The sequence below is a fragment of the Pseudodesulfovibrio tunisiensis genome (assembly GCF_022809775.1).
In the GTDB taxonomy this organism is placed as follows: Bacteria; Desulfobacterota; Desulfovibrionia; order Desulfovibrionales; family Desulfovibrionaceae; genus Pseudodesulfovibrio; species Pseudodesulfovibrio tunisiensis.
Genome location: NZ_CP094380.1, coordinates 1,898,341 through 1,918,054 on the forward strand (window position 1 = coordinate 1,898,341; position 19,714 = coordinate 1,918,054).

At 53.9% G+C, this 19,714-nt stretch carries 16 protein-coding genes; 5 read left to right on the forward strand and 11 right to left on the reverse strand.

Annotated features, from left to right (window positions below; all coding sequences use genetic code 11):
• Positions 1 to 8: 8 nt before the first annotated feature.
• The 5 genes from MPN23_RS09390 (at position 9) to MPN23_RS09410 (ending at position 6,159) form a co-directional block, all read left to right on the forward strand.
• Positions 9 to 1,175, forward strand: coding sequence for a class I SAM-dependent methyltransferase (locus MPN23_RS09390; RefSeq protein ID WP_243543947.1), 1,167 nt, complete (start codon positions 9 to 11; stop codon positions 1,173 to 1,175).
• Positions 1,176 to 1,220: 45 nt separating this feature from the next.
• A complete protein-coding gene (locus MPN23_RS09395; RefSeq protein WP_243543948.1) occupies positions 1,221 to 3,134 on the forward strand; it encodes a hypothetical protein in 1,914 nt (637 codons plus the stop codon).
• 32 nt (positions 3,135 to 3,166) lie between these two features.
• A complete protein-coding gene (locus tag MPN23_RS09400) occupies positions 3,167 to 3,916 on the forward strand; it encodes a DUF4214 domain-containing protein (RefSeq protein WP_243543949.1) in 750 nt (249 codons plus the stop codon).
• Positions 3,913 to 5,154: a glycosyltransferase gene (locus MPN23_RS09405; RefSeq protein ID WP_243543950.1), complete on the forward strand. Its 1,242-nt coding sequence runs from the start codon at positions 3,913 to 3,915 to the stop codon at positions 5,152 to 5,154. Before MPN23_RS09400 ends, MPN23_RS09405 begins: the two co-directional genes overlap by 4 nt.
• Positions 5,155 to 5,295: 141 nt before the next feature.
• The gene (locus tag MPN23_RS09410) at positions 5,296 to 6,159 is read left to right on the forward strand and encodes a hypothetical protein (protein WP_243543951.1); all 864 of its coding nucleotides are present in this window, start codon (positions 5,296 to 5,298) and stop codon (positions 6,157 to 6,159) included.
• A 90-nt stretch (positions 6,160 to 6,249) separates the two neighbouring features.
• Here the strand turns inward: MPN23_RS09410 and MPN23_RS09415 are convergent, their stop codons facing one another.
• The 11 genes from MPN23_RS09415 to MPN23_RS09465 all read right to left on the reverse strand — a co-directional run bounded on the left by MPN23_RS09415 (position 6,250) and on the right by MPN23_RS09465 (position 19,710).
• Entirely contained in the window at positions 6,250 to 7,692 is a 1,443-nt protein-coding gene (locus MPN23_RS09415; RefSeq protein WP_243543952.1) for a mannose-1-phosphate guanylyltransferase/mannose-6-phosphate isomerase, read from the reverse strand.
• Positions 7,689 to 9,392: an adenylyl-sulfate kinase gene (cysC, locus tag MPN23_RS09420; RefSeq protein WP_279388664.1), complete on the reverse strand. Its 1,704-nt coding sequence runs from the start codon at positions 9,390 to 9,392 to the stop codon at positions 7,689 to 7,691. Before cysC ends, MPN23_RS09415 begins: the two co-directional genes overlap by 4 nt.
• Before the next feature lie 134 nt (positions 9,393 to 9,526).
• Entirely contained in the window at positions 9,527 to 10,414 is an 888-nt protein-coding gene (locus tag MPN23_RS09425) for a glycosyltransferase (protein WP_243543954.1), read from the reverse strand.
• Between the two features lie 381 nt (positions 10,415 to 10,795).
• Entirely contained in the window at positions 10,796 to 11,446 is a 651-nt protein-coding gene (locus tag MPN23_RS09430; protein WP_243543955.1) for an ABC transporter ATP-binding protein, read from the reverse strand.
• Positions 11,447 to 11,493: 47 nt separating this feature from the next.
• Positions 11,494 to 12,264, reverse strand: a complete 771-nt coding sequence (locus MPN23_RS09435) for an ABC transporter permease (RefSeq protein WP_243543956.1) — start codon at positions 12,262 to 12,264, stop codon at positions 11,494 to 11,496.
• 10 nt (positions 12,265 to 12,274) lie between these two features.
• On the reverse strand, positions 12,275 to 13,567 hold the full coding sequence (locus MPN23_RS09440; RefSeq protein WP_243543957.1) for a sulfotransferase family 2 domain-containing protein: 1,293 nt from the start codon (positions 13,565 to 13,567) through the stop codon (positions 12,275 to 12,277).
• Between the two features lie 21 nt (positions 13,568 to 13,588).
• A complete protein-coding gene (locus MPN23_RS09445) occupies positions 13,589 to 15,649 on the reverse strand; it encodes a sulfotransferase family 2 domain-containing protein (protein WP_243543958.1) in 2,061 nt (686 codons plus the stop codon).
• 495 nt (positions 15,650 to 16,144) lie between these two features.
• Positions 16,145 to 16,546 carry a glycosyltransferase gene (locus tag MPN23_RS09450; protein ID WP_243543959.1) on the reverse strand — a complete coding sequence of 134 codons (402 nt, stop codon included), beginning with the start codon at positions 16,544 to 16,546 and terminating at the stop codon, positions 16,145 to 16,147.
• A gap of 19 nt (positions 16,547 to 16,565) precedes the next feature.
• Positions 16,566 to 17,318: a glycosyltransferase gene (locus MPN23_RS09455; RefSeq protein ID WP_243543960.1), complete on the reverse strand. Its 753-nt coding sequence runs from the start codon at positions 17,316 to 17,318 to the stop codon at positions 16,566 to 16,568.
• A complete protein-coding gene (locus MPN23_RS09460; RefSeq protein ID WP_243543961.1) occupies positions 17,315 to 18,469 on the reverse strand; it encodes a glycosyltransferase in 1,155 nt (384 codons plus the stop codon). The genes MPN23_RS09455 and MPN23_RS09460 overlap by 4 nt, the downstream gene beginning before the upstream one ends.
• Before the next feature lie 8 nt (positions 18,470 to 18,477).
• A complete protein-coding gene (locus tag MPN23_RS09465; protein WP_243543962.1) occupies positions 18,478 to 19,710 on the reverse strand; it encodes a type II secretion system F family protein in 1,233 nt (410 codons plus the stop codon).
• Between the last annotated feature and the right edge of the window lie 4 nt (positions 19,711 to 19,714).

Here is a 19,714-nt window from a genome sequence, read left to right on the forward strand (position 1 = left end):
GGTCGCCAATGATTCAAGACAAGAAACTCAAGAGTTACAAGTACCGTTTTCTGATCTCCGCCCAAAGGATTCACCCCCCGACCAACGATGCAGGGATTGAATGGGACGACTTCCTGCGTTCCCTTGATTTCACCTGCGAAGAGGGGCAGGTGTCCATAGCGTGGACAGTTGGAAACGGCGGCAAGATTCAATCAGGAATCGAGGATGCCGTATTCTATCTGCGCGGAGACACGGACCGGCAAGCCGAAAAGCAAAGGAAGTCGGGCATGCAATCCGGCGAAGACCCCATCAGGAAGGGGAATGCCGAACTTTTCGGCAAACTTGTTTCCGAGGTTGCGGAAGCTGCGGGCTTCAAGACGGGCGGCATGTGTGAAGATTCCGACAAATTTGCCAGGGAACGGGAATTCCATGACGAATGGGCAGGAAGCACGAACGTCGAGGAAATTGATGTCTTTCGGACGAACGAAGCCTGCACCGCCCCCGAAATGCGCTACATCACGAAACGTCTCGGCAATCTCAAGGGGAAAAAACTCCTTGATGTCGGATGCGGCCTTGGCGAAGCCAGTGTCTACTTTGCCATCCGAGGGGCACAGGTAACCTCTTCGGATCTCTCCCCCGGAATGCTTGATGCGACCTGCCGACTGGCGCAGGCAAATGGCGTTTCGGTAACGCCGCATGTTTCCGCGGCAGAGGATTTGCGCTTGCCTGCGGATGCCCTGTTCGACGTCATCTACGCTGGCAACCTGCTTCACCATGTCGACATCGAAGCAACAATAAAACGCTTCCTTCCCCATTTGAAACCCGGCGGAAAAGTCGTGACCTGGGACCCGCTTGCGTACAATCCGGCGATCAATGTGTATCGGAAAAAAGCCATGGAAGTACGCACGGTGGACGAGCACCCCCTGACATGGAACGACATTCGACTGTTCAGGGAACATTTCCGCAATGTCGAAACCCGTTACTTCTGGCTGACCACGCTGGCCATTTTTGTTGCCATGGCTCTCCTGCAACGTCGCGACCCGAACAAGGAGCGGTATTGGAAATCCGTCATCGACGAAAGTGACAAATGGGCCCCCATGTACAAACCGCTCGAATTTTTCGACAGAATACTACTGACCATACTTCCACCGTTGCGACTGCTCTGCTGGAATGTCGTCATTGTCGCTGAAAAATGATCAACTCTGCATGAAATTCGAATACGGGAACAGGAAAGCCTCGATATGAAAGCAAAAGAGGAAGCCCACGTACCAATTCACAAGACGCAAGCCTTCGCCATCTGGATCGCATGCCTGATCGCGGCTTTCCTGTACCACGCCTATCTGAACTACGGCATATACTTTGCCAGCGGCGACGATTTTGCCTATTGGATGACAGCGGAATCCACTCCCCTGACATCCAAGGCCCTGTACCTGTCGCAAGGCAATTTCGCAGAAAGAACCGGGCGATTCTACTACCAGTACACCACCTATCTCAATATCATCGACAAACTGATGAGCCCGCCATGGCTCAGAGCCGCCATTCTCGGAATGCTGCACATTGCAATGCCGGTTGCTCTTGGTTTTCTTCTCCATACGTACACACGAAAAAAGGATTTCCTGCTGCTGTTCATCCCGATGGCCCTGTTTGCAGCCCCGATATACAGCGGGTGGCACATGTACTATCACTGGGCTGTCTACTACAAGATTTCCTTTCTGCTTTTCGTCATTGGTGAAATTCTGTACTACAGATTCTACACGGCATTCTTCCAGGGAAAATCCATCTCGCGATCAAAACAGGTTGCCTGCCTGACATCCGGAGCAGCATGCCTGTTTCTGGGCAGCCTGTCCTATGAGGTCTATCTCGTCGGCTATGCTGCCATCTCCTTCTTCCTGACCACCCTGTTGTTCAAAAGCCTGAACATTCGATTCACAACGAAACGCCTTGCACAGGCTCTTGCGTTCAAACTTCCCCCACTGCTGATCTACCTTGCCCTGTATGTCGGTTATGGAATCAGCGTCGGATGGGGACGAATGGCCAAGGTCACCAAGCTTTCCCTCGCTCCAGACGCTCTGGCGGCCACCATTGGCAGATTTTTCTCCGGCTCATTGCCGGTCAATCCCCCTTTGTACGGCGGCATCAACTACATATTTCCCAACGGAATATTCTGCACGGAGACCATAGGTGCCATCATTGTTTCCGGTGTTGCCATGACATTCCTCTGGTCAGCCCACAAACTGCTCGCTTCGCCCGGCAGTCATCCATTTCATGCCGGGGGAACAGACGACTTGCCCAGGCCCTGCATTCGCAATCTGATTGTTGCCTTCCTGATGTACTTTATCGTCAGTCTCGCTTTCATTGCCCCATTGGCCATCACGGAGCGGTATCAGAACTGGTTGTCGAGATCGAGCTACTACCTTCCGACATTTTACCTGTCGCTTTTTCTCCTTGCGTTCATCACCTATGCAGTTGCAGAAACCAGAAGCAGGATTTCACGCTTGTTCAAAAAAAGGACTTTCATTGCATTTTCATTTCTGATCATTTTTCCAATTGCATTCATTTCCATATTTTCGGTCAACCTGTTGGCGATCGGCGTTCACAAAATGAACGTCACATCAAATGCTCCATGGATTCTTCTTCGTGATGCGTTCAAGAGCAGCCCGCAAAATATTTTCAACAACGCAACAGGCATCATGCAACGCGGGTTCATCACCCAACGCAGGCGGGACAGAACGTATCTGATGTTCAAGGCCATGACCGACTCGAATCTTCCTTTCTACATGAGCATTGATGAATTGATTCAAGAAAAGTCGCTGGATTGGAATGGGAAAAAACTGAATCTCAAAAAACCGCTGCTGCTGATCCAGCACTTCGGTTCGAATGCAGCGGAAGGCGGCATGCTCATGATTTCACGCGTTAGCAAGTTTATAAAATCCGGTCAGGAGTGGATTCCCGTAGGTCGAAAAGGTATGATTTACGGTAATATTCCCTTGCGTCCGGTCCACTATCTGGAGATGAAACCGCATTCGCCACGGAAGGACTTCGGGAAGCCCGTCGTGTCGATCAAGCCGACGTCTTCTCCCCGATGGTACAGTTTCCACGCCAATGCCGACATGGAACTGGATTTCGCAAGATGGACCCAATCAAAGCTTGACTAATGCGGCATGAGCCAACCAAGGGGAGGAAAGCGATGCAAAAATATCTGGATCTCCATGAAGAAGAAATATTGCAGCTTCTTCACCAATCGCTCGCAGCTCGGCAGACACGATCCCAAGGGACGCAGACCAGACCCGCGAACGAACCGCCATGCTTCATGGTGCCCCCTGCACAGGAGGAGATGCCGAAGGTCTGTCGCGTGCCCGACTTCTACAAACTTTCCAACCGGGAATTCATACATTCGGCTTACAGATACCTGCTCAAAAGGGCTGTCGACCCACAAGGTGAACATCACTATCTGGCGGCTCTCACTGAAGGACGCCTCAGCCGCATCGAAATACTTGGAAGGTTGCGCTACTCTCCGGAAGGTCGCCGAACCAAAGTCTATTGTCCCTTTCTGTCCATTCAGTTTGCCCTTGCCTGTCTTTTCAGGATTCCCGTCATTGGCTGGTTTGCCGAGCTCGTTGTTCGTCTTCTCTTTTTTCGGACTCTTGAACGAAGAGCTTCAATGCTTGCCGCCTCATTCGAAAACCGAGTTGAACGAATCGAGGAATCCGTGCAACGGTGCTTCAAGGAATTCGGAGAATTTGCCGCAAACGAGGATGCAATCATTCGCCAGTCCAGCAAAAGGGAAACGCAAGCCCTGCGGGAAACCCTGAGCAGTGACATCGACTTTCTCGGGTCCCGCCTCCAGGCTCTGGAACAGCAAAAGCAGAAGCTTTCCATTGAGCTGAATTCCTTCCTCACCCTTTTCGATGCGCAATACGGGACCAAGAAAATATGAATATCGCAATGATAACCCCGTGGCCCGGAGACAAATCCGGAATTGCCGACTGTGCATACGCTACGGCGGACGCACTGATACGCAACACTCCATGCAGAATTGCCGTCTATACGGCAAATGAAACCCCGAAGTCGCTGCCGGGCGTTGTCATCAAGCCCATCGATCTCATTCGGGATGAACACCAGACATATGACCTCGTACTCATGCATCTCGGCAACAACCCATACCATGACGGATACATCGACATACTCAAGGAAATAGACTGTGTCGTCCACATTCATGACATGGTTCTGCACCACCTCTATGCAGGAGAAACGCACGGCTCCGGGCAGATCAATCGATACATCGACGAATTTTCAAAATGGTATGGCGATGAGCCGGGACAAATGGTCCGCGCACTGCTCACAAAGGGAATCGGGGTATGGGATACCGACATCGTCATAGATTGCCCCATGTTCGAGCCATACCTGCAGCACAGTCTTGGCTGCCTGATTACCTCCTCGTTTGTTGAACGCCGCATATCCCGCACATTTCCCGATATCCCCATAAAAAAGGTATCACTCATCAACCAGACGGAAAAAAGTGTCTCCGCCTGTACGGAAAACGCCTCCTCCACGCATCCAACGCAGGACATCAATGTCGGCGTGTTCGGCTTCATAACCAGAAACAAGCTTGTTGATGTTGTCCTGCAGGCAGTCAAAGGCCTTGCACCGCAATTCGACAATTTCAAGCTGCACATCGTCGGCGGAGTCGAAATCGATTGCGTGCATTTGATGAAGTGGGTCGAAAAAAACGACCTTGTCGATGTTGTCCAGTTCTATGGCCGCGTGGACAACAATCGCTGGATGGAACTGCTCGGCAGCATGGATTTGATAATTTCATTGCGCCACCCGACGATGGGAGAAACCTCCGGGGTCGTGACCGATGCGCTCTCGCTGAACATTCCTGTAGTCGTCAACGATACGGGCTCCTACAGGGAACTGCCGTTCGTCAAAAGGCTCCCCATTGAAAACATTCACACGACCTTGAGCGACTACCTCGAAACAGTCTTCCGGGTTCCTGAAGAACTGGCCACTATCAAGGCCAACCTCTGCAAGATGAACAGCCTGTGCGACACGGCATTCAAGGCAAAAACATATTTCAAGGCTCTCCTGGAGCTCGCCGACCACATGGCACAGGACAGTGGCAGAAAGGAACGTTGCAAAACGGCTACGACATCCATCAAGGCTGAAAGATGAAATACATCTTGCACATTGGCGTCAACAAGACCGGAACTTCATTTTTCCAGCATTATTGCGCCAGTCACTACAAGGAACTGACCGACATCGGAATCTGCTATCCTGCATTCGGGCGAGAGGGAGGGGTTTCAGCACCACCCCTTGTCAAAGGCGATTCAACTGGCGCAACCGGACGAGGATTTCATCCAATCGACCAGAGACGCCCTGCTGGAGGAAGCCCGCAACGCGGGCGCACATACCATCCTCATCAGCAGCGAACATTTTCACGTTCACGACAACGTTGCCGACGTGGCCAGAATCCTTCCTCCCGAGGATACCCGGATAGTCATCTACATCCGGGACCACAGCGCATACCTCGAAAGCTGGTACAAGCAGCAGATCGTGGCTTTGCCCATGACCTGCTCATTTCAGGACTTCATCGACATGCGGGATGTCCGGTTCAGCGCCCTGCTCCGGAAGTGGATCGAAATCTACGGGAGGGAAAGAGTCCACATATCGGTCTACAACCGCTCCGAGCTAGTTGATGGCGACATAGTCAAGGACATCTTCAGCCAGTTCCCCGAATTCCGGGATTTCAAGAAAAACGACGAATATCAGGAACGGGAAAAGAATCCGAGCATCTCCGGCAATCTTCTGTTCGTCAAACGCGTCCTCAACATGCTGACAGACATCCCCCGGGCCTCGACCATTGCGAACGACCTCGTTCGCCTTTCCACCGTGGATGACACCTTTTCAGGCGCAATGCACATAGACGAAGCCACGGTGGAACGCATAGCCTTTCTCAACAGAATGGACCGGGAATGCCTGAAAAAGGATTTCGGGATACTTCTCGTTCCCCGCAGGGGCGAAAGAGCAGGAGCATTTTCTCCCGATTTTTCCAGAATGCGCGATGACATCAAGCTGCTTGAAAAGGCATCCAAGGCACAGAATCTATCCTTTCACAAGCTCATGCGAAAAGCCCGATCGATGCTGAAGGGGACACCTCTCATCGGCTGGTTCGAGTAACCCGCCGCCTCTCGCCTCCATTGCCCTTCCGAAGGGAGAAGAACGGGGAAAATCCCTGTTCCCTCCCCCGAAAGAAGCCGGGCACCAGCACTAGTTGATCTTTTCCTTCTTCCCCTTGCGACCATAGGCATCGTCCAGACGGACGATATCATCTTCTCCAAGATAGCTGCCTGTCTGCACCTCGATCAGCTCAAGGTCGATCCTGCCGGGATTCTCCAGACGATGCACAAAGCCGAGAGGGATGTAGGAGGACTGATCTTCCTTGAGCACCAGCTCCTCTTCCCCGCGAATCACGATTGCCGTACCTTTGACCACAATCCAGTGCTCCGCTCGATGAAAATGCTTCTGAAGAGACAGGATCGCACCGGGTTTGACAGTGATTCGCTTGACCTGAAAACGATCTTCCAGATCAATGGTTTCATAGCTCCCCCATGGACGATAGACCTTTTTGTGCGAAAAGGCCTCGCTCCGCTTCTGCCGTTTGAGCGTGTCCACCAGTTTCTTGACTTCCTGCACCCTGTCCTTTGGCGAAACCATCACGGCATCTGCCGTTTCGACCACCACGTGATCCTTCAGTCCGACAACAGCCAGAAGACGACCGGTGGACTGAAGATAGGAACCATGAACATCATGGGTAATCACATCACCCAAGGCCACATTCCCGAACTCGTCCTTCTCCTTTATGCTCCAAAGCGCTCCCCAGGACCCGACATCATTCCATCCGGCATCCAGAGGCACGACAACGGCCTCCCGGGTATGTTCCATTACGGCGTAATCAATGGAATCGTTCGGACTGGCGCAAAAGCTTTCCCGATCCAGCCGGTAGAAATCAAGGTCGCTTTCCCCTTTCTCGACAGCGGCCCTGCATGAAACGGCGATCGTTTCATTGACCTTCTCCACTTCGCTCATGTACCGCGAGGCCTGAAACAGGAACATGCCGCTGTTCCAGTAATACTCGCCGGAAGCGACATATTCTTCAGCCGTTGCCAAATCCGGCTTTTCGACAAAACGGTTGATCCTGAACGCAGAATGCGGATTCGCATCGTCAAGCCTTTCCCCCTGACGAATGTAGCCGTATCCGGTCTCGGCATATTTCGGAACGATCCCGAAAGTGACCAACGCCCCTTGACCGGCAATGGATTTGCTGGCCTCGATCGCCTTCAGGAGACTGTCCAAATCCTGAATGTGATGGTCGGACGGCAGTACGAGGATCATGGCGGATTCATCCATCTGTCGCGCCACCTCTGCGGCAATGTATGCCGCTGGGGCCGTATTTCTCCCTTCCGGTTCAAGAATGATTCTGGAAGGTTGAAGCGCTATTTCCCTCATCTGCTCGGCCACGGTGAAACGATGGTCCTCATTGCAAACCAGAATGGGCGCACTGATGTCCTCGTCCCGGTTCAGCCGCAGCGCAGTTTCCTGAAGAAGCGTACGGCCATTGACCAGTGGCAGGAACTGTTTTGGATAAAGCTGACGTGACAAGGGCCAAAGTCGGGTACCGGAACCACCAGCCAGAATAACGGGAATAATCATGCGTTCCCCCTGATGTAATTTTTCGTTGCCAGAAAAAACATCACTTCACGCGCCGCTTCGTCGGGCGTCATTTCCGAAGTATTGATCCTCAACTCCGGATTTTCCGGTTCGGCATACGGATCGTCCACACCGGTCATGCCCTTGATGATGCCTGCTCTCGCCTTTGCATAAATCCCCTTGCAATCTCGCTGCTCGCACACCGAAAGGGGGGTATTGACATGGATCTCAATGAATCCGCCGTATTGTTCTATCATCTTGCGCACCTCCTCGCGTGATTTCGGATATGGTGCAATGGGAGCGCAAATGGCGATTCCGCCATTCTTGACGATTTCACTTGCAACAAAACCGATTCGCGTGACGTTGAGCTCCCTGTGCTCCTTGGAAAAGTTCAACTCGCTCGAAAGGTTGGTGCGTACAATGTCACCATCCAGCAAAGTAACAGGACGCCCATTCAGTTCAAGCAGCTTGACGTACAGAATCTTGGCCAGTGTCGACTTTCCCGCCCCGGACAACCCGGTAAAGAACAGGGAAAATCCCTGTTTTGACAAGGGCTTGTGTACGCGCCCGAGCTCTTTGAGGACTTCAGGATAGGACAGATTGTCCGGAACAGCTTCCCCTGCCCTCAGACATTCGACAATGGCGAGATGATCGTTGACGCAAAGGCAGCCTTTCGCGGAACAGGTATGTTTCCCGGACGCCTCGTCCAAAGTCATGCACTTTTCCCTGAGCGGCGTGATCCCGGACAATCGGGCCATTTCCGCCATCCACTCCATATGTGCATGAAAGGATTCCGAATGCTGCAGATTTTGCGACTGCATCTTGCCGGAATCCCACAAGAGCATGTGGCTGCAACCGTAGTTTCTGTTGACGATGGCCCGAAGCAGGGAACCGCGGCGCCCCATCCTCCTCTGAAACCAGGGAATGAGGTTCAGCTTGACGGCATGCTCCGGCATCAGCCCTGCGAAAGCCCGAAGACAACGAACCAGACAGAAATGATCAACGCTGAAATACACGGACGGGATCATCAACGGAGAAAGCAGCAGACGCGCATCGTGCGCCGAGGCAATCTCCTCCAGCATGGCGCGATCGGCTCTATGGAGCGGACGCCCGGCCTGAACACCAATGACCTTTCCCCATTTTTCCCTGGAAAAAAGGCGTTGCATGTCCGGAGGAGAGAGCCGCATATCGACAAAATCATAATGCTGAGGATAGGATAGCCCTTCGAGCTTCCCTCCCAGGTACCACAACCTGTCTCCCTCGATGCCGCTGACGTCTATGCCGCCGGTACGCGGCCGATCTCCCCAAAGCGCAATCCGTTCCGCTTCCAAATCCGCTTTCCAGACGTCCTCGACGGTCAGAACGGCAAGCATGAATCCTTCCGCATCACGGATTGCCACCCTTTCGCCGAGCGACACACCGGAAGCGGTCTCCGCATCCACCCCAAGGCAGATGGGGAGCGGCCACAGCGAACCATCGGACAATCTGCATGCTTTCAGAACGGAGTCGTAATCGGTACGGCACATATACCCGTCAAGAGGATAATACGCCCGATTGAGAAGCATCTCCAAATCACACAACTGTCTGGCGTTCAAACTGACGGACTTGAAATGCAAAGCTTCCTTTTTCAAGCATTCATTCCGCCGCGCATGAACCAGCAGACTTTCCACATTGGGGTCATACCAGGAGTCGGGGTAAAGCATTCAATATTCCTTGCTTGCATCATAGAATATTTCATTTACCAGCCAACGACTTCTCGCCCAACATTATCAAATATCGGTAGAAAAGGAGGTCAGGAGAAACAAATCAGATGGAATATGGATCGTAACAAGGGAATTCATCCGTTGCCGGACAAATATCGCGAACGAACATCGTCAACAGCAGCCACAAAAAGCCCGGGATCCGTTTTCTTTTCGACGTACTTCCTCCCGTTTCTTCCGATTTTCTCACGCAACGAATCATCTGCGGCGATCCTTTTCATCCAATGAGCCGCTTCCTCAAGATGCGGCTCCGCCCATTTCGCATTTTCAAGTCCTCTGTAACTTCGATTATGTCCTTTTGCCGGAATCAAATCGTACCCCACCAGAGCGGCACATGATGCATCCATGAAATCCATGTTTCCCGAATACCCTGTCGCTATCACGGGTTTTCCCAGCATCATGGCCTCTGCCATGACAAGGCCGAATCCCTCCGCTCTATGGAGAGACACGAGAACATCCGCACAATCCATGAAGTCGCCCATGTCATTGCGATCAAGCAGCTCCGAAAAAAGGCTGCAATTGGGCATTGCCTGCACTTTTCGCAAAAGGGCTTCGACCGCGGCTCCCCCCGGGGCGGCGTGGTGCAGCTTGACCACGAGATGCACGGATCGATCACCGGCAAAGGCCGCCTCGAACGCCTCCACCGCACCGATCAGATTCTTTCTTGCCAGATCGGAACGGCCATCCCCCAGACACAGGAAAAGGCATGCATGCAACGGAAGTCCAAAATCCGAACGGGTTCTTCCGCGCCGAACCAAAGGGGCAAAGACCGGGTGGGGAACCACCCTGACCGGTACAGGACAATCCCTGAAGGAATTCGCCACATATCGACTGGGCACCCACAATTCATCGAGATATCGGCACGCCAAAAGCCAATCCGGAGGAGAAACCGGAAGTTCCCACGCCCAATACCCGATGACGGGCCGGTTGCGGGTGAGCTTCTCCCCCATGAAACGCAGAGCCAATCCGACTTCAGGCGCGTTGACATGCAGAATCAGCACACCGTGTTCCGAGGGAATGGCGGTATCGGCAAACTCGGTGCTGTCGAAATCATGAATGTCATGGATTCGGCTCACGTCCAGCAGTTCCGGAAATTTTCCGCTCGCCCGCAAGGCAAGGACATCCAGACGACCAGCCTCACCGATCCCGAGTCCCGACCGCAGAAAACCCGCCACCAAAATGGGGCCGGACGGATACCGGGAAGCCCGGCGCAAATGCCGCAGATGAGGGTAGAGATATCTGCGCTCCACCACACTCCTGAGGAAAGCGGGAATCGGCAAAGCATTCCATCCCCATCTGAGCAAATTCTTCATGGAGCCCCCTTCCATTTGCCTCAGGAACCATGCTCATTTCTTCTGCGCGGAAATATACTCTTCCACGACATCATCGACATCCCCGACTCTGGTAATCTCCCCATTCTCGATCCAGGCCACTCTCGTACACAATTCACGTACGACCGGAATGGCGTGCGACACCAGCACGACGGTCTGCCCGGATTTGATCTTCGCCTTGATGCGAGCCGTTGATTTCTGACGAAACTCATAATCGCCGACTCCCAGAATCTCATCCACGAGAAGGACATCCGTCGACATCTCCATTGCCACGGTGAATCCCAGTCTGGCCCGCATGCCCGAGGAGTACATTTTTATGGGCTCGTCAATCCATTCCTCAAGCCCGGAGAAACGGATTATGTCATCAAGACGTTGCCGGGCTTCCTCCTTGCTGTATCCGTAGAGCATGGCCCCCATGATGGCGTTGTCCCTTCCGCTCAGGTCGGGCAGAAACCCGGTCTGCAAGGTCAGCAACGCAGTGGAAACAGGCTCACCGCAGACGATCCGACCACGGCTCGGCTGATAGATGTTCGCTATGAGCCGAAGCAGTGTGGATTTGCCTGCCCCGTTGCGTCCAAGCAGCCCCAGGGTTTCCCCGGGGTAGATGTCAAAGGAGATGTCATGCAGCGCCTGATAGCTCCCATACCGGAAAAGGCTTCTTCTCACGGCATACGCATATCCGACGCCTTGCAAGGAAATCAGAGGATTCGGGCTCATTGCTGACATATCCTCGGATAGACGTGATTGAACCTGCGAATCAGAACAAAGCCGATCAGGCAAAGGAGAAGCGCAGAAAAAAACACGTAGGACAGATATTCCCATTCCGGCCATGAGTCATAGATCAGGACCCGGCGGTAGTTCTTGAGCAACCCCGCAAGAGGATTCGCATACAGCAGGGAACGATGTTCCGGAAGCACCACATCGTCTATGCTGTAAAAAACGCCGGATGCAAACATTCCAAGATGCAGCAAGGTGCCAACGACAAATTTCAGATCCGGAACGAATGGAACGAAAGATGCGCAAACAAGCGCCACGCCGCAATTAACGACAAATTGAACAAATATTATTATCGGAAGGGATATCCATGTTATACTGACAGGAGAAGGATAGAAGACCAGAAACAGCAGCAAGAGTACAACAACAAGTGAATGCTTGAAGCTGTCGCGTATGATGACTTCAAGCGGAAAGAATATCTTCGGGATATCTATTTGAAGCATCAGGTTTCTTCCTGCAACAATGCTGTTCGAGGCATTGTTCACAGTCCGTGAAAACCAAGCGTAATTCACGACGCCGCACAACAGAAAGGCCGTGAAATATTCCTTTCCACGATGCAGAAGAACCGAAAAGACCAGATAGAAAACCATCATGGTCAGGATTGGATCAACAATCCACCAAAGGTAGTTCAGATAGTACTTCGACACTTCGGTGCGAAGATTGGCACGGGCACTGAACGCGAGCAAATCGAAGAATCTTTTCCGGTTCATACCTCTCCCATTACCTGTCTGGCTCACTAGGACTCAGGACGGAAACCGTCACTCCTGCCACGGCGCACCCCAGCTCTCTGGAATTCCCGGACTCTCCCTCCTTTCTGGTCGCGCTGAAAATCTTGATCGTATGAACGCAACGGGGGAAAAAACCGATACGCGTATCCGCTACCAGAGCATGTTCTTCCTCCCTTTGAACCAACTTGAAATCGACAGGGTCGCCGTCAATTTCCAACCGCAAGGTCTGAATGATCCCGGGAGATATGAAATCCAGAACATGGAGTTCGATCCGCACACGGCTCCCTTCCGGAAATGGCGAATCAAACTCGATCAGTGCAGGAGACTCGTACCCAGTCCATGCGTACTCCACACCCTGAGGATTTTGCTCAGTCCAATAAAACCCTTTGCGATCACGGCACTCCCGCAGGGGGAAATATTGGGAATCCGGCACAATCGGCATTTCCCGCACGGAAGCGTCCAACTCAAGTCTGGAGGAGAAAATGTTCCCGACACGTGCATGCAGCAGATCGCGGCCATACTCCCAGAGTTCGACATCCATCCGGTTGCAATCCAGAATCCGACGCATGGTTTCCGGCTTCACGTCATATGCCTTTCTGGCGTCCTTCCGGGGATTCAGATTGCGAATCATGGGACGAAAATCACCTATCGGCCGATATCCGAATGTCGCGCAAAACAGATTCAGCGAAAACCGGAAATCTTCCTGAATCCCGACGAAATCGAAGACGGTTTCCAGATTTCCCTTGGCCTTGTCCAGGAGGGCCTGATCAAATTCGCTGGAAAATTCGGGAGGGTCAAAAAACGGCGGAATGGACTGATCCGTTAGAAAAACAGTCTGGTAGTTCTGATAGATTTGAACAGCATAAGGATTGTCCGACCTGACGAACTCGTCAAGGGAAGCGTTCTCGGCCCACTTCATGAATTCCTGAAATTCCGGAGGGGCAGCCCGGTGGTGCACCATCCAGTGCTCCGGAATTCTGTAGGAGTCATGAAAATTGTAGTATTGCGACACAACTCTTGCCACGGGATGCCGCAGGAAAACCAGCTTTGCGGCATCAGGAAACTGCTCGACAACAAAGGAATAGGAGAAATGCCCGGCAAAAAGCTGATACTGCCCCCTTTCATCATCACTCATGTCTTCAAAGAGATACTCAACCTCGTGAGGACACACCTTGTCCTCGGAAAAAAGGCTGTGCAAGATGGTCCTGAATGTGGAGCCTGCCGTTTTCGGCAGGTGATGATAGACAAACTGCATATCTGATGATGAAGCCGACAAGCTGCTCATGTATGGCTCATTTGAAGCGGATTACACGGATTCGAGCACGACGTGTTTCAACGCGATCCCCAACAGACGATCATCACCTTCTATGGACACCTGAGGAGCATGCACGTTCAGCAGATGCACATGCAGCCCGGCTTCGGATTCCGGCAACTCGACAATTCCGGTCCAGCGCAGGTTTCCGGTCAACGTTCTGGAGCGATCGATGTGTTCAGGCACATTTCCGGCCATGGAGAACCCGACGTTCTCGGCGCACTCGGAATTGATGGCTGCCAATGCCTCGACAGTTATCCTGACGGCCCGAGCCGGCACCGGAAAGGTGACAACCATCTGCACCTCATCCTGACTTCCGGTCCAGCGGAAATTTCTTCCGAGCTTGTCCTTTTCAAGGAAATGAAGCCCCCGCACATTGTTCATTTCCCTGGCTTCAAGCTTCAGCCTGAACCGGTCGCCGGAAACATGGTTGTCCGATGTTTCGGAATAGGTTTCCCGAAACGCCGCATCCTGAAAGGATTCAATCCGTTCGAGCAGAAGGTCCTTGCCATACTCCCAGAGCTTGATGTCCATCTGGTTGTGCTGCATCAGTCTCTCAAGAGCCGCGTCCGAGACGCTGTACTTGTTTTCAAAGGCTTTCAAGGGATTGACGTTCTGAATGTAACTGGCTGTGGAGGCATACGGAAGTTCCCCGAAAGTGAGGCAGAACAACTTGATTGAAAGATCGAAATATTCCATCAGGCCGCAGAAGACGAACTCCTCACGAAGGTTCTTCTTTGCTTCATTCAGAATGGCCTCATCCCAATCCGGCATGGCTCGCGCTGTTTCCGTGATCCGCGCAAGCCGGCGCGTCTGATGATTCCGATACTTGTTTTTCGCCCTGTGGTTGTCCCAGTCCAGAAACTTCTCCAGAGGCATGCCGATCACTCCATCGAGATACTCAAGAATGGAAGGATCGGTTTTGCTCAATTCACGAGCACGGGCCGTCCAGTGATCCGTTCTTCTCTCGGGATTCGAATCCATGCTGAATTCGGAAAGGAATCGATTGATCGGATTCCGCAGAAACACGATCTTTATCGTGTCCGCAAGATGGCGATCAAACGTTTCCATGCGGAAATGCCCACCAAAGAAACGGTACTTTTTCAGGTCCTCCGGATTTTCCCGTTCAATTTCCCAGAATATTTCGGATTGACAAACTTCCGATTCCGCAAAATTGGCCTGAAGCATGTTCCTGAACGTGGAACCGGCGGTTTTCTGAATGTGATAGAATGTAAGCCGTTGTTCCGATTCGTTTAAAGATCGGCCTTCCGGGGATGCAAGAGTTCTTACATATTGAGGAAAGCTGAATTTTCTGGCTGGCATTCCAGCCAGAATCTCGTTTTCGCGACGCACGAGAAACGAACGTTCAATCATCGCCTTCTGATGCTTGTCCAACGCATCCATGAAAGCGTTTCGCGCCCCTTCCCAAAGCATGGAGTCCAACCCGTTTCTCTCTTCAATGACGGAAACCACATTCTGGGAGGCTGCTGGTGCCCGCCAGAAGGATTCGGAGCCGACAAGCCCGGCCGGAACCGAACTGCCGGCAAGATATGCCATCAACTGAAGCGAAATCGGAAGGAATTCGTACAGTGAAACGATATCGCACGAGTCCGTCAGCAGATCGCGAACCCCGGACGAATCGGAAATAGTTGAAACGTCAGTTTTACCTAAACGGGAACTGAAATTTTTCCATTGCACGTTCTCGATCAGGTTTTCAGCCCACTCGTCATCGCATGCCACGAACTCTTCCAGAGGGAGGCTCCTTGCGGCCTGAGCAGCCGCAGCCAATGGTTCATCCAGAGAAGCTTTCAGGGAATCGGAAGAAAGGGCACCATACAAGGACACGATTCGACTTACCGGATTTCTGCATGCAAGCACTCGCAGAATGTCCGTGCCAGAGGAATCGTTCCCTGCTGTTTCGGACAACCCGACGCTGCGGAGCAATCCCGCAATTTTCTCTCCGCCCGACATGGCGGAAGAGCTCAACGCGAAACCGTGAAAGGATACAGGAGATGCACCGGCTTGCCAAAAAGGCCTAATCATGCAGAGTTCCATGGCAATTATCCGTATTATCTAATGAGTTAAGGAAATGGGACGTCACTCGACGATTCTTGACCTCATGAGTATTCATACGCGTTCTTCATGCCGAATGAGCACAATTGCATTCTTCATACAGCAGCACGCAAGGCACACCAATTATAAACCAATGAAAACTGATAGCTGCGGCAGAAACATGATCGTCTTCACCTTTCCAGACGCAACACATTTTCTTCATGCCATCCGATCATCGCAACAGGATTCTTTCCGGCACTGCAAAAACAGGGAATCAAATCCACCAAAGCACTTCGATGCAATGAGTACACAAAAAAAGCCATCCGAAAATGCCGTTTGCTACAACGGAAAGCGTCCGGCAGGAAATGGATCAAACCGACATCAACCTACTAAAGTCCATTGTTAATATAGTTACATTTTTTGACAGCAATCGGCAAGTTGTTTGAGAATTTTCCGGAACGTCGCAAGCAGAAGGGAAGCTCCTCGAAAAATCGCAACTCACTGATCTCCTGAAGAACTTTGCGAAAAAAAACCGTTTTCCCGGGAATTTTCCCCCAAGGTCCGAACGAATGCAGCCAAAGTGAGGCGTGCTGTCTTTTCCCATGAGAACAGCGAAGCACGCGCATGCCCTTTTTCCACCATGCTCGCCCGCAGGCCGGGGTCTTCAGCCACCCGCCGAAGCAGGCTGGCCAGTTCTTCGATTTCTCCGGGATTCTCCTGATACAGGGCTGCGTCCCCACCCACTTCGGGCAGACTGGCACATCGGGTTGCAATCACGGGACATCCACAGGCCTGAGCTTCGGCCACAGGTAGGCCGAATCCTTCGTACTTGCTGGGAAAAACCAGAGCCAGAGCCCCGGAATACACCCCGACCAGCTCCGCATCCGACAGGTATCCCAAAGGAAATATACGTTCCCTGTCAGCATTCCCCCCCCCAACCGCTCCACCCGACAGAAACAAGCGGAATGTCCAGTCCGGCGACCTCCAATGCACGAGGAATGGTATCCGCATTCTTCCGAGGATCACCACTGCCCACGAACAGAAAATAGCGCTCCGGCAGCCCCAGCCTGGATTTAAGGCGCGACATTTCGACTTCGGGCACGGGCCGGAACACGGAGGCCGGGGCAAGCGGAGTCACATCGATCCGTTCCGGGCTCGCTCCCAGCACGCTGACGATCTCGTTTCTGGAGAACTCGGAAACAGTGAGAATACGGTCCGCGAGGGCCGTGCGTTCCCTGAGAAAACGGCTCATGAACAAAACGCGTTCCCGGGGATGATGTTCGGGAAATCGAGATATGGACATGTCATGCAGGGTAAACACGGTTTTCACGCCAGTTGGTGTGATGAACGGAAAGAAACCGGCCTCGTGGTACACATCGAAACCGGACGCGACTTGTTGAAAAAGCCGTTCCCGTCTGCGATGCACCCAAAGCCGCACGACATAGGCAACCCGGGGCGGCAACTTCCAGAACACGTCCGCCATGAAGGCCCACCGCGCAAGGTTCTCCGGTCCAAAGGGCATATCCCGGCGTATGCCGACACCGTCGAAGTACCAGATATCCAGCTCGCAGGAATGTTCGCGCTCCAACACGGAATACAGGCATCGCAAATAGCGGCTGATCCCGGTAGCAACGTTGGTCAGGGGGATTGCGTTGACCAGCAGTCGAATCACGCCCCACCTCCGGCGCAGATGTCCGCAATGCGTGCGGCAGCGGTTTCCATGCGAAACGGTTCGGGCAATTCCGTGCGAACGGCGGGTCCTGTTCCCCGTTTGAGCACGCGGCACAGGGCATCGGCCAGAGCCTGCGCATCTTCCGGAGGAACGATCTGCCCCTGCGGGTTCCAGCGGTTTACCCATGCCGTGCCCGAGCCGGGAATGTCCGTGGCCACGCATGGTCTGTTCATGCTCATGGCTTCGAGCAGCACCACGCCAAAGGCCTCGGTACGATGCGTGGAAGGCAGGCAGAAACAGTCGCACCCGCGCATCAGGGCCCAGAACTCCCGATCCGAAACACGTCCCGGGAGTGCGACCATGCCTTCCAGTCCCTTTTCCCGGACAAGTCGGACCACTTCGGACCTTGTTTCCCCGTCCCCGGCAATGCAGAAACGAAGGTCAGGCAGTTGCTGCCGGGCCAGTTCCGCGGCCCGCACCAGCACATCGAACCCCTTGTAATGGGAGAATCGCCCTGCCGCGTAGACATAGCGGGCGTCGGCATCACCCAGAATCCTGCGCCGGACCTCGGCCACCTCGGCCGCAGTCTGGTCCGGGATCCGTCCGGGGTCCATGCCCAGCGGCACGATCCGGCACTTGGCACAAAAATCGTGAAGTGGCACGCTGCCATCCAGATAGGGTTCCGATGTGGTCACAATGGACGCGGCCCGCGCCAGCAATGCACGCTCGAACGCGGCATAGACACGATAGGCCAACCTGTGCAGCGGCTTGTCCACCGGAAAAAGCACGTCCGCATGCCAGAATGCCACAAGCGGACAGGACAGACGCACGAACAGCGGCCAGAACGCGGACACGTTGGGCATGTGCGCCAGCACCGCATCCGGCCGAAAGTCCCAGAGCAATCGACGAAGATGCAGGGGATACCCCGGCGAAACCGGGGCGTACATGATTTCGCCGAAGCTCGACACGCGCACCACCCGGCCTTCCGGCCCGGTCATTTCCGAAGGCTCGCTCCGGGCCCTGTCCGCATGATGGGCCAGCACCAGATTCTCATGCCCGGCCCGTTGCAGGGCAAGGGACAGATCGCGAACCACGGATTCAATGCCGCCCGGTACCGGAGGGTAATATTTGGCGAGCTGGAGAATCCGCATGGCGCGGGTCAGCCTCCCACCAGATTGCTCATCTCGAAAATGGGCAGCATGATGGCCATGACCACGAATCCGACCATGCCGCCGAGCAGCAGAATCATGATCGGCTCCATCAGGGACGTGAGCACCTGAAGCTTGGTCTCGACCCGGCTTTCGCAATCCTCGGACACGATGAGCAGCATTTCGGCCAGCCTGCCGCTCTGTTCGCCCGCCGCGATCATCTGCACCGTGGCATGATCGAAAATGGAGGAACCGGCCATGGGTCCGGTCAGGGGTTTGCCCTCCTGCACGTCGTGATGCATGACCCGGATCACGTCCCTGACCACTTCGTTGCCTGCCACGCTGATCACGATGTCCAATGCGCTGACAAGGGAAACCCCGTTCTTGAGCAGCATGCCCAGAGTCCGGGCGAACCTCCCCACCGCAAGCTGGCGGATGATGTCACCCAGTACCGGCACCCTGAGCAGAAAACGGTGCCACGCCACCCGGCCCCGCTCGGTCTTGCAGAAACGGAACAGGCCGTATCCGCAGGAAAGCGTCACCAGCAGAAGGATACCCCAGCTTTTGCGCACCAGATCGCTGGCCGTGATGAGAATGCGCGTGGGCAGCGGAAGCGCGCGCTCCATGTCGAAAAAGATTTCCGTGACCTTGGGCACCACGAACGACAGGAGAAAGATCACCACGCACACCCCGACCACGAGCATGAGCACGGGATAGGCCAGAGTGGCCTGCACCTTGCGCCGCAGGGCGAGCTGCTGGTTGATGTGATCCGCCAGCCGTTCCATCACGATGTCCAGAGTGCCGGAATTCTCCCCGGCCCGAACCATGGTCACGAATGTGGTGGTGAACACGTGCGGATAGCGGGCAAAGGCCGAAGCAAGGTCGCCCCCCTCGCGCACGGCCTCCCGGACCTCGGTCATGATGCGCTGCAATTCGGACTGCTTTCCTCCTCCGACGATCACGGCATCCAGGGCCTTGTCCAGAGGCAAATCCGCATTGAGCAGGGTGGCAAGCTGACGAATGGTGGCGGCCAGAGCCTCTCTGGGCACGCGGCGCAGCATCCTGAGGCGGGAGACCGGATTGGCCGTCCCCCCTTCCCTGCGGGAACGTTCGCGGGAAACGTCCACCGGAAACAATCCCTGTTCCCGAAGATTGCGCACGGCCTGAGCCCGGCTCGCGGCATCCACGATACCGCTTTTCTTCCTGCCCCGGCTGTCCGCGGCTCTGTACCTGAACACGGGCATGACG

Coding starts and splice junctions, on each gene's coding strand:
- MPN23_RS09390 (WP_243543947.1), top strand. CDS start 9: ATGATTCAAGACAAGAAACTCAAGAGTTACAAGTACCGTTTTCTGATC.
- MPN23_RS09395 (WP_243543948.1), top strand. CDS start 1,221: ATGAAAGCAAAAGAGGAAGCCCACGTACCAATTCACAAGACGCAAGCC.
- MPN23_RS09400 (WP_243543949.1), top strand. CDS start 3,167: ATGCAAAAATATCTGGATCTCCATGAAGAAGAAATATTGCAGCTTCTT.
- MPN23_RS09405 (WP_243543950.1), top strand. CDS start 3,913: ATGAATATCGCAATGATAACCCCGTGGCCCGGAGACAAATCCGGAATT.
- MPN23_RS09415 (WP_243543952.1), bottom strand. CDS start 7,692: ATGATTATTCCCGTTATTCTGGCTGGTGGTTCCGGTACCCGACTTTGG.
- cysC (WP_279388664.1), bottom strand. CDS start 9,392: ATGCTTTACCCCGACTCCTGGTATGACCCCAATGTGGAAAGTCTGCTG.
- MPN23_RS09435 (WP_243543956.1), bottom strand. CDS start 12,264: ATGAACCGGAAAAGATTCTTCGATTTGCTCGCGTTCAGTGCCCGTGCC.
- MPN23_RS09440 (WP_243543957.1), bottom strand. CDS start 13,567: ATGAGCAGCTTGTCGGCTTCATCATCAGATATGCAGTTTGTCTATCAT.
- MPN23_RS09445 (WP_243543958.1), bottom strand. CDS start 15,649: ATGGAACTCTGCATGATTAGGCCTTTTTGGCAAGCCGGTGCATCTCCT.
- MPN23_RS09460 (WP_243543961.1), bottom strand. CDS start 18,469: ATGCGGATTCTCCAGCTCGCCAAATATTACCCTCCGGTACCGGGCGGC.
- MPN23_RS09465 (WP_243543962.1), bottom strand. CDS start 19,710: ATGCCCGTGTTCAGGTACAGAGCCGCGGACAGCCGGGGCAGGAAGAAA.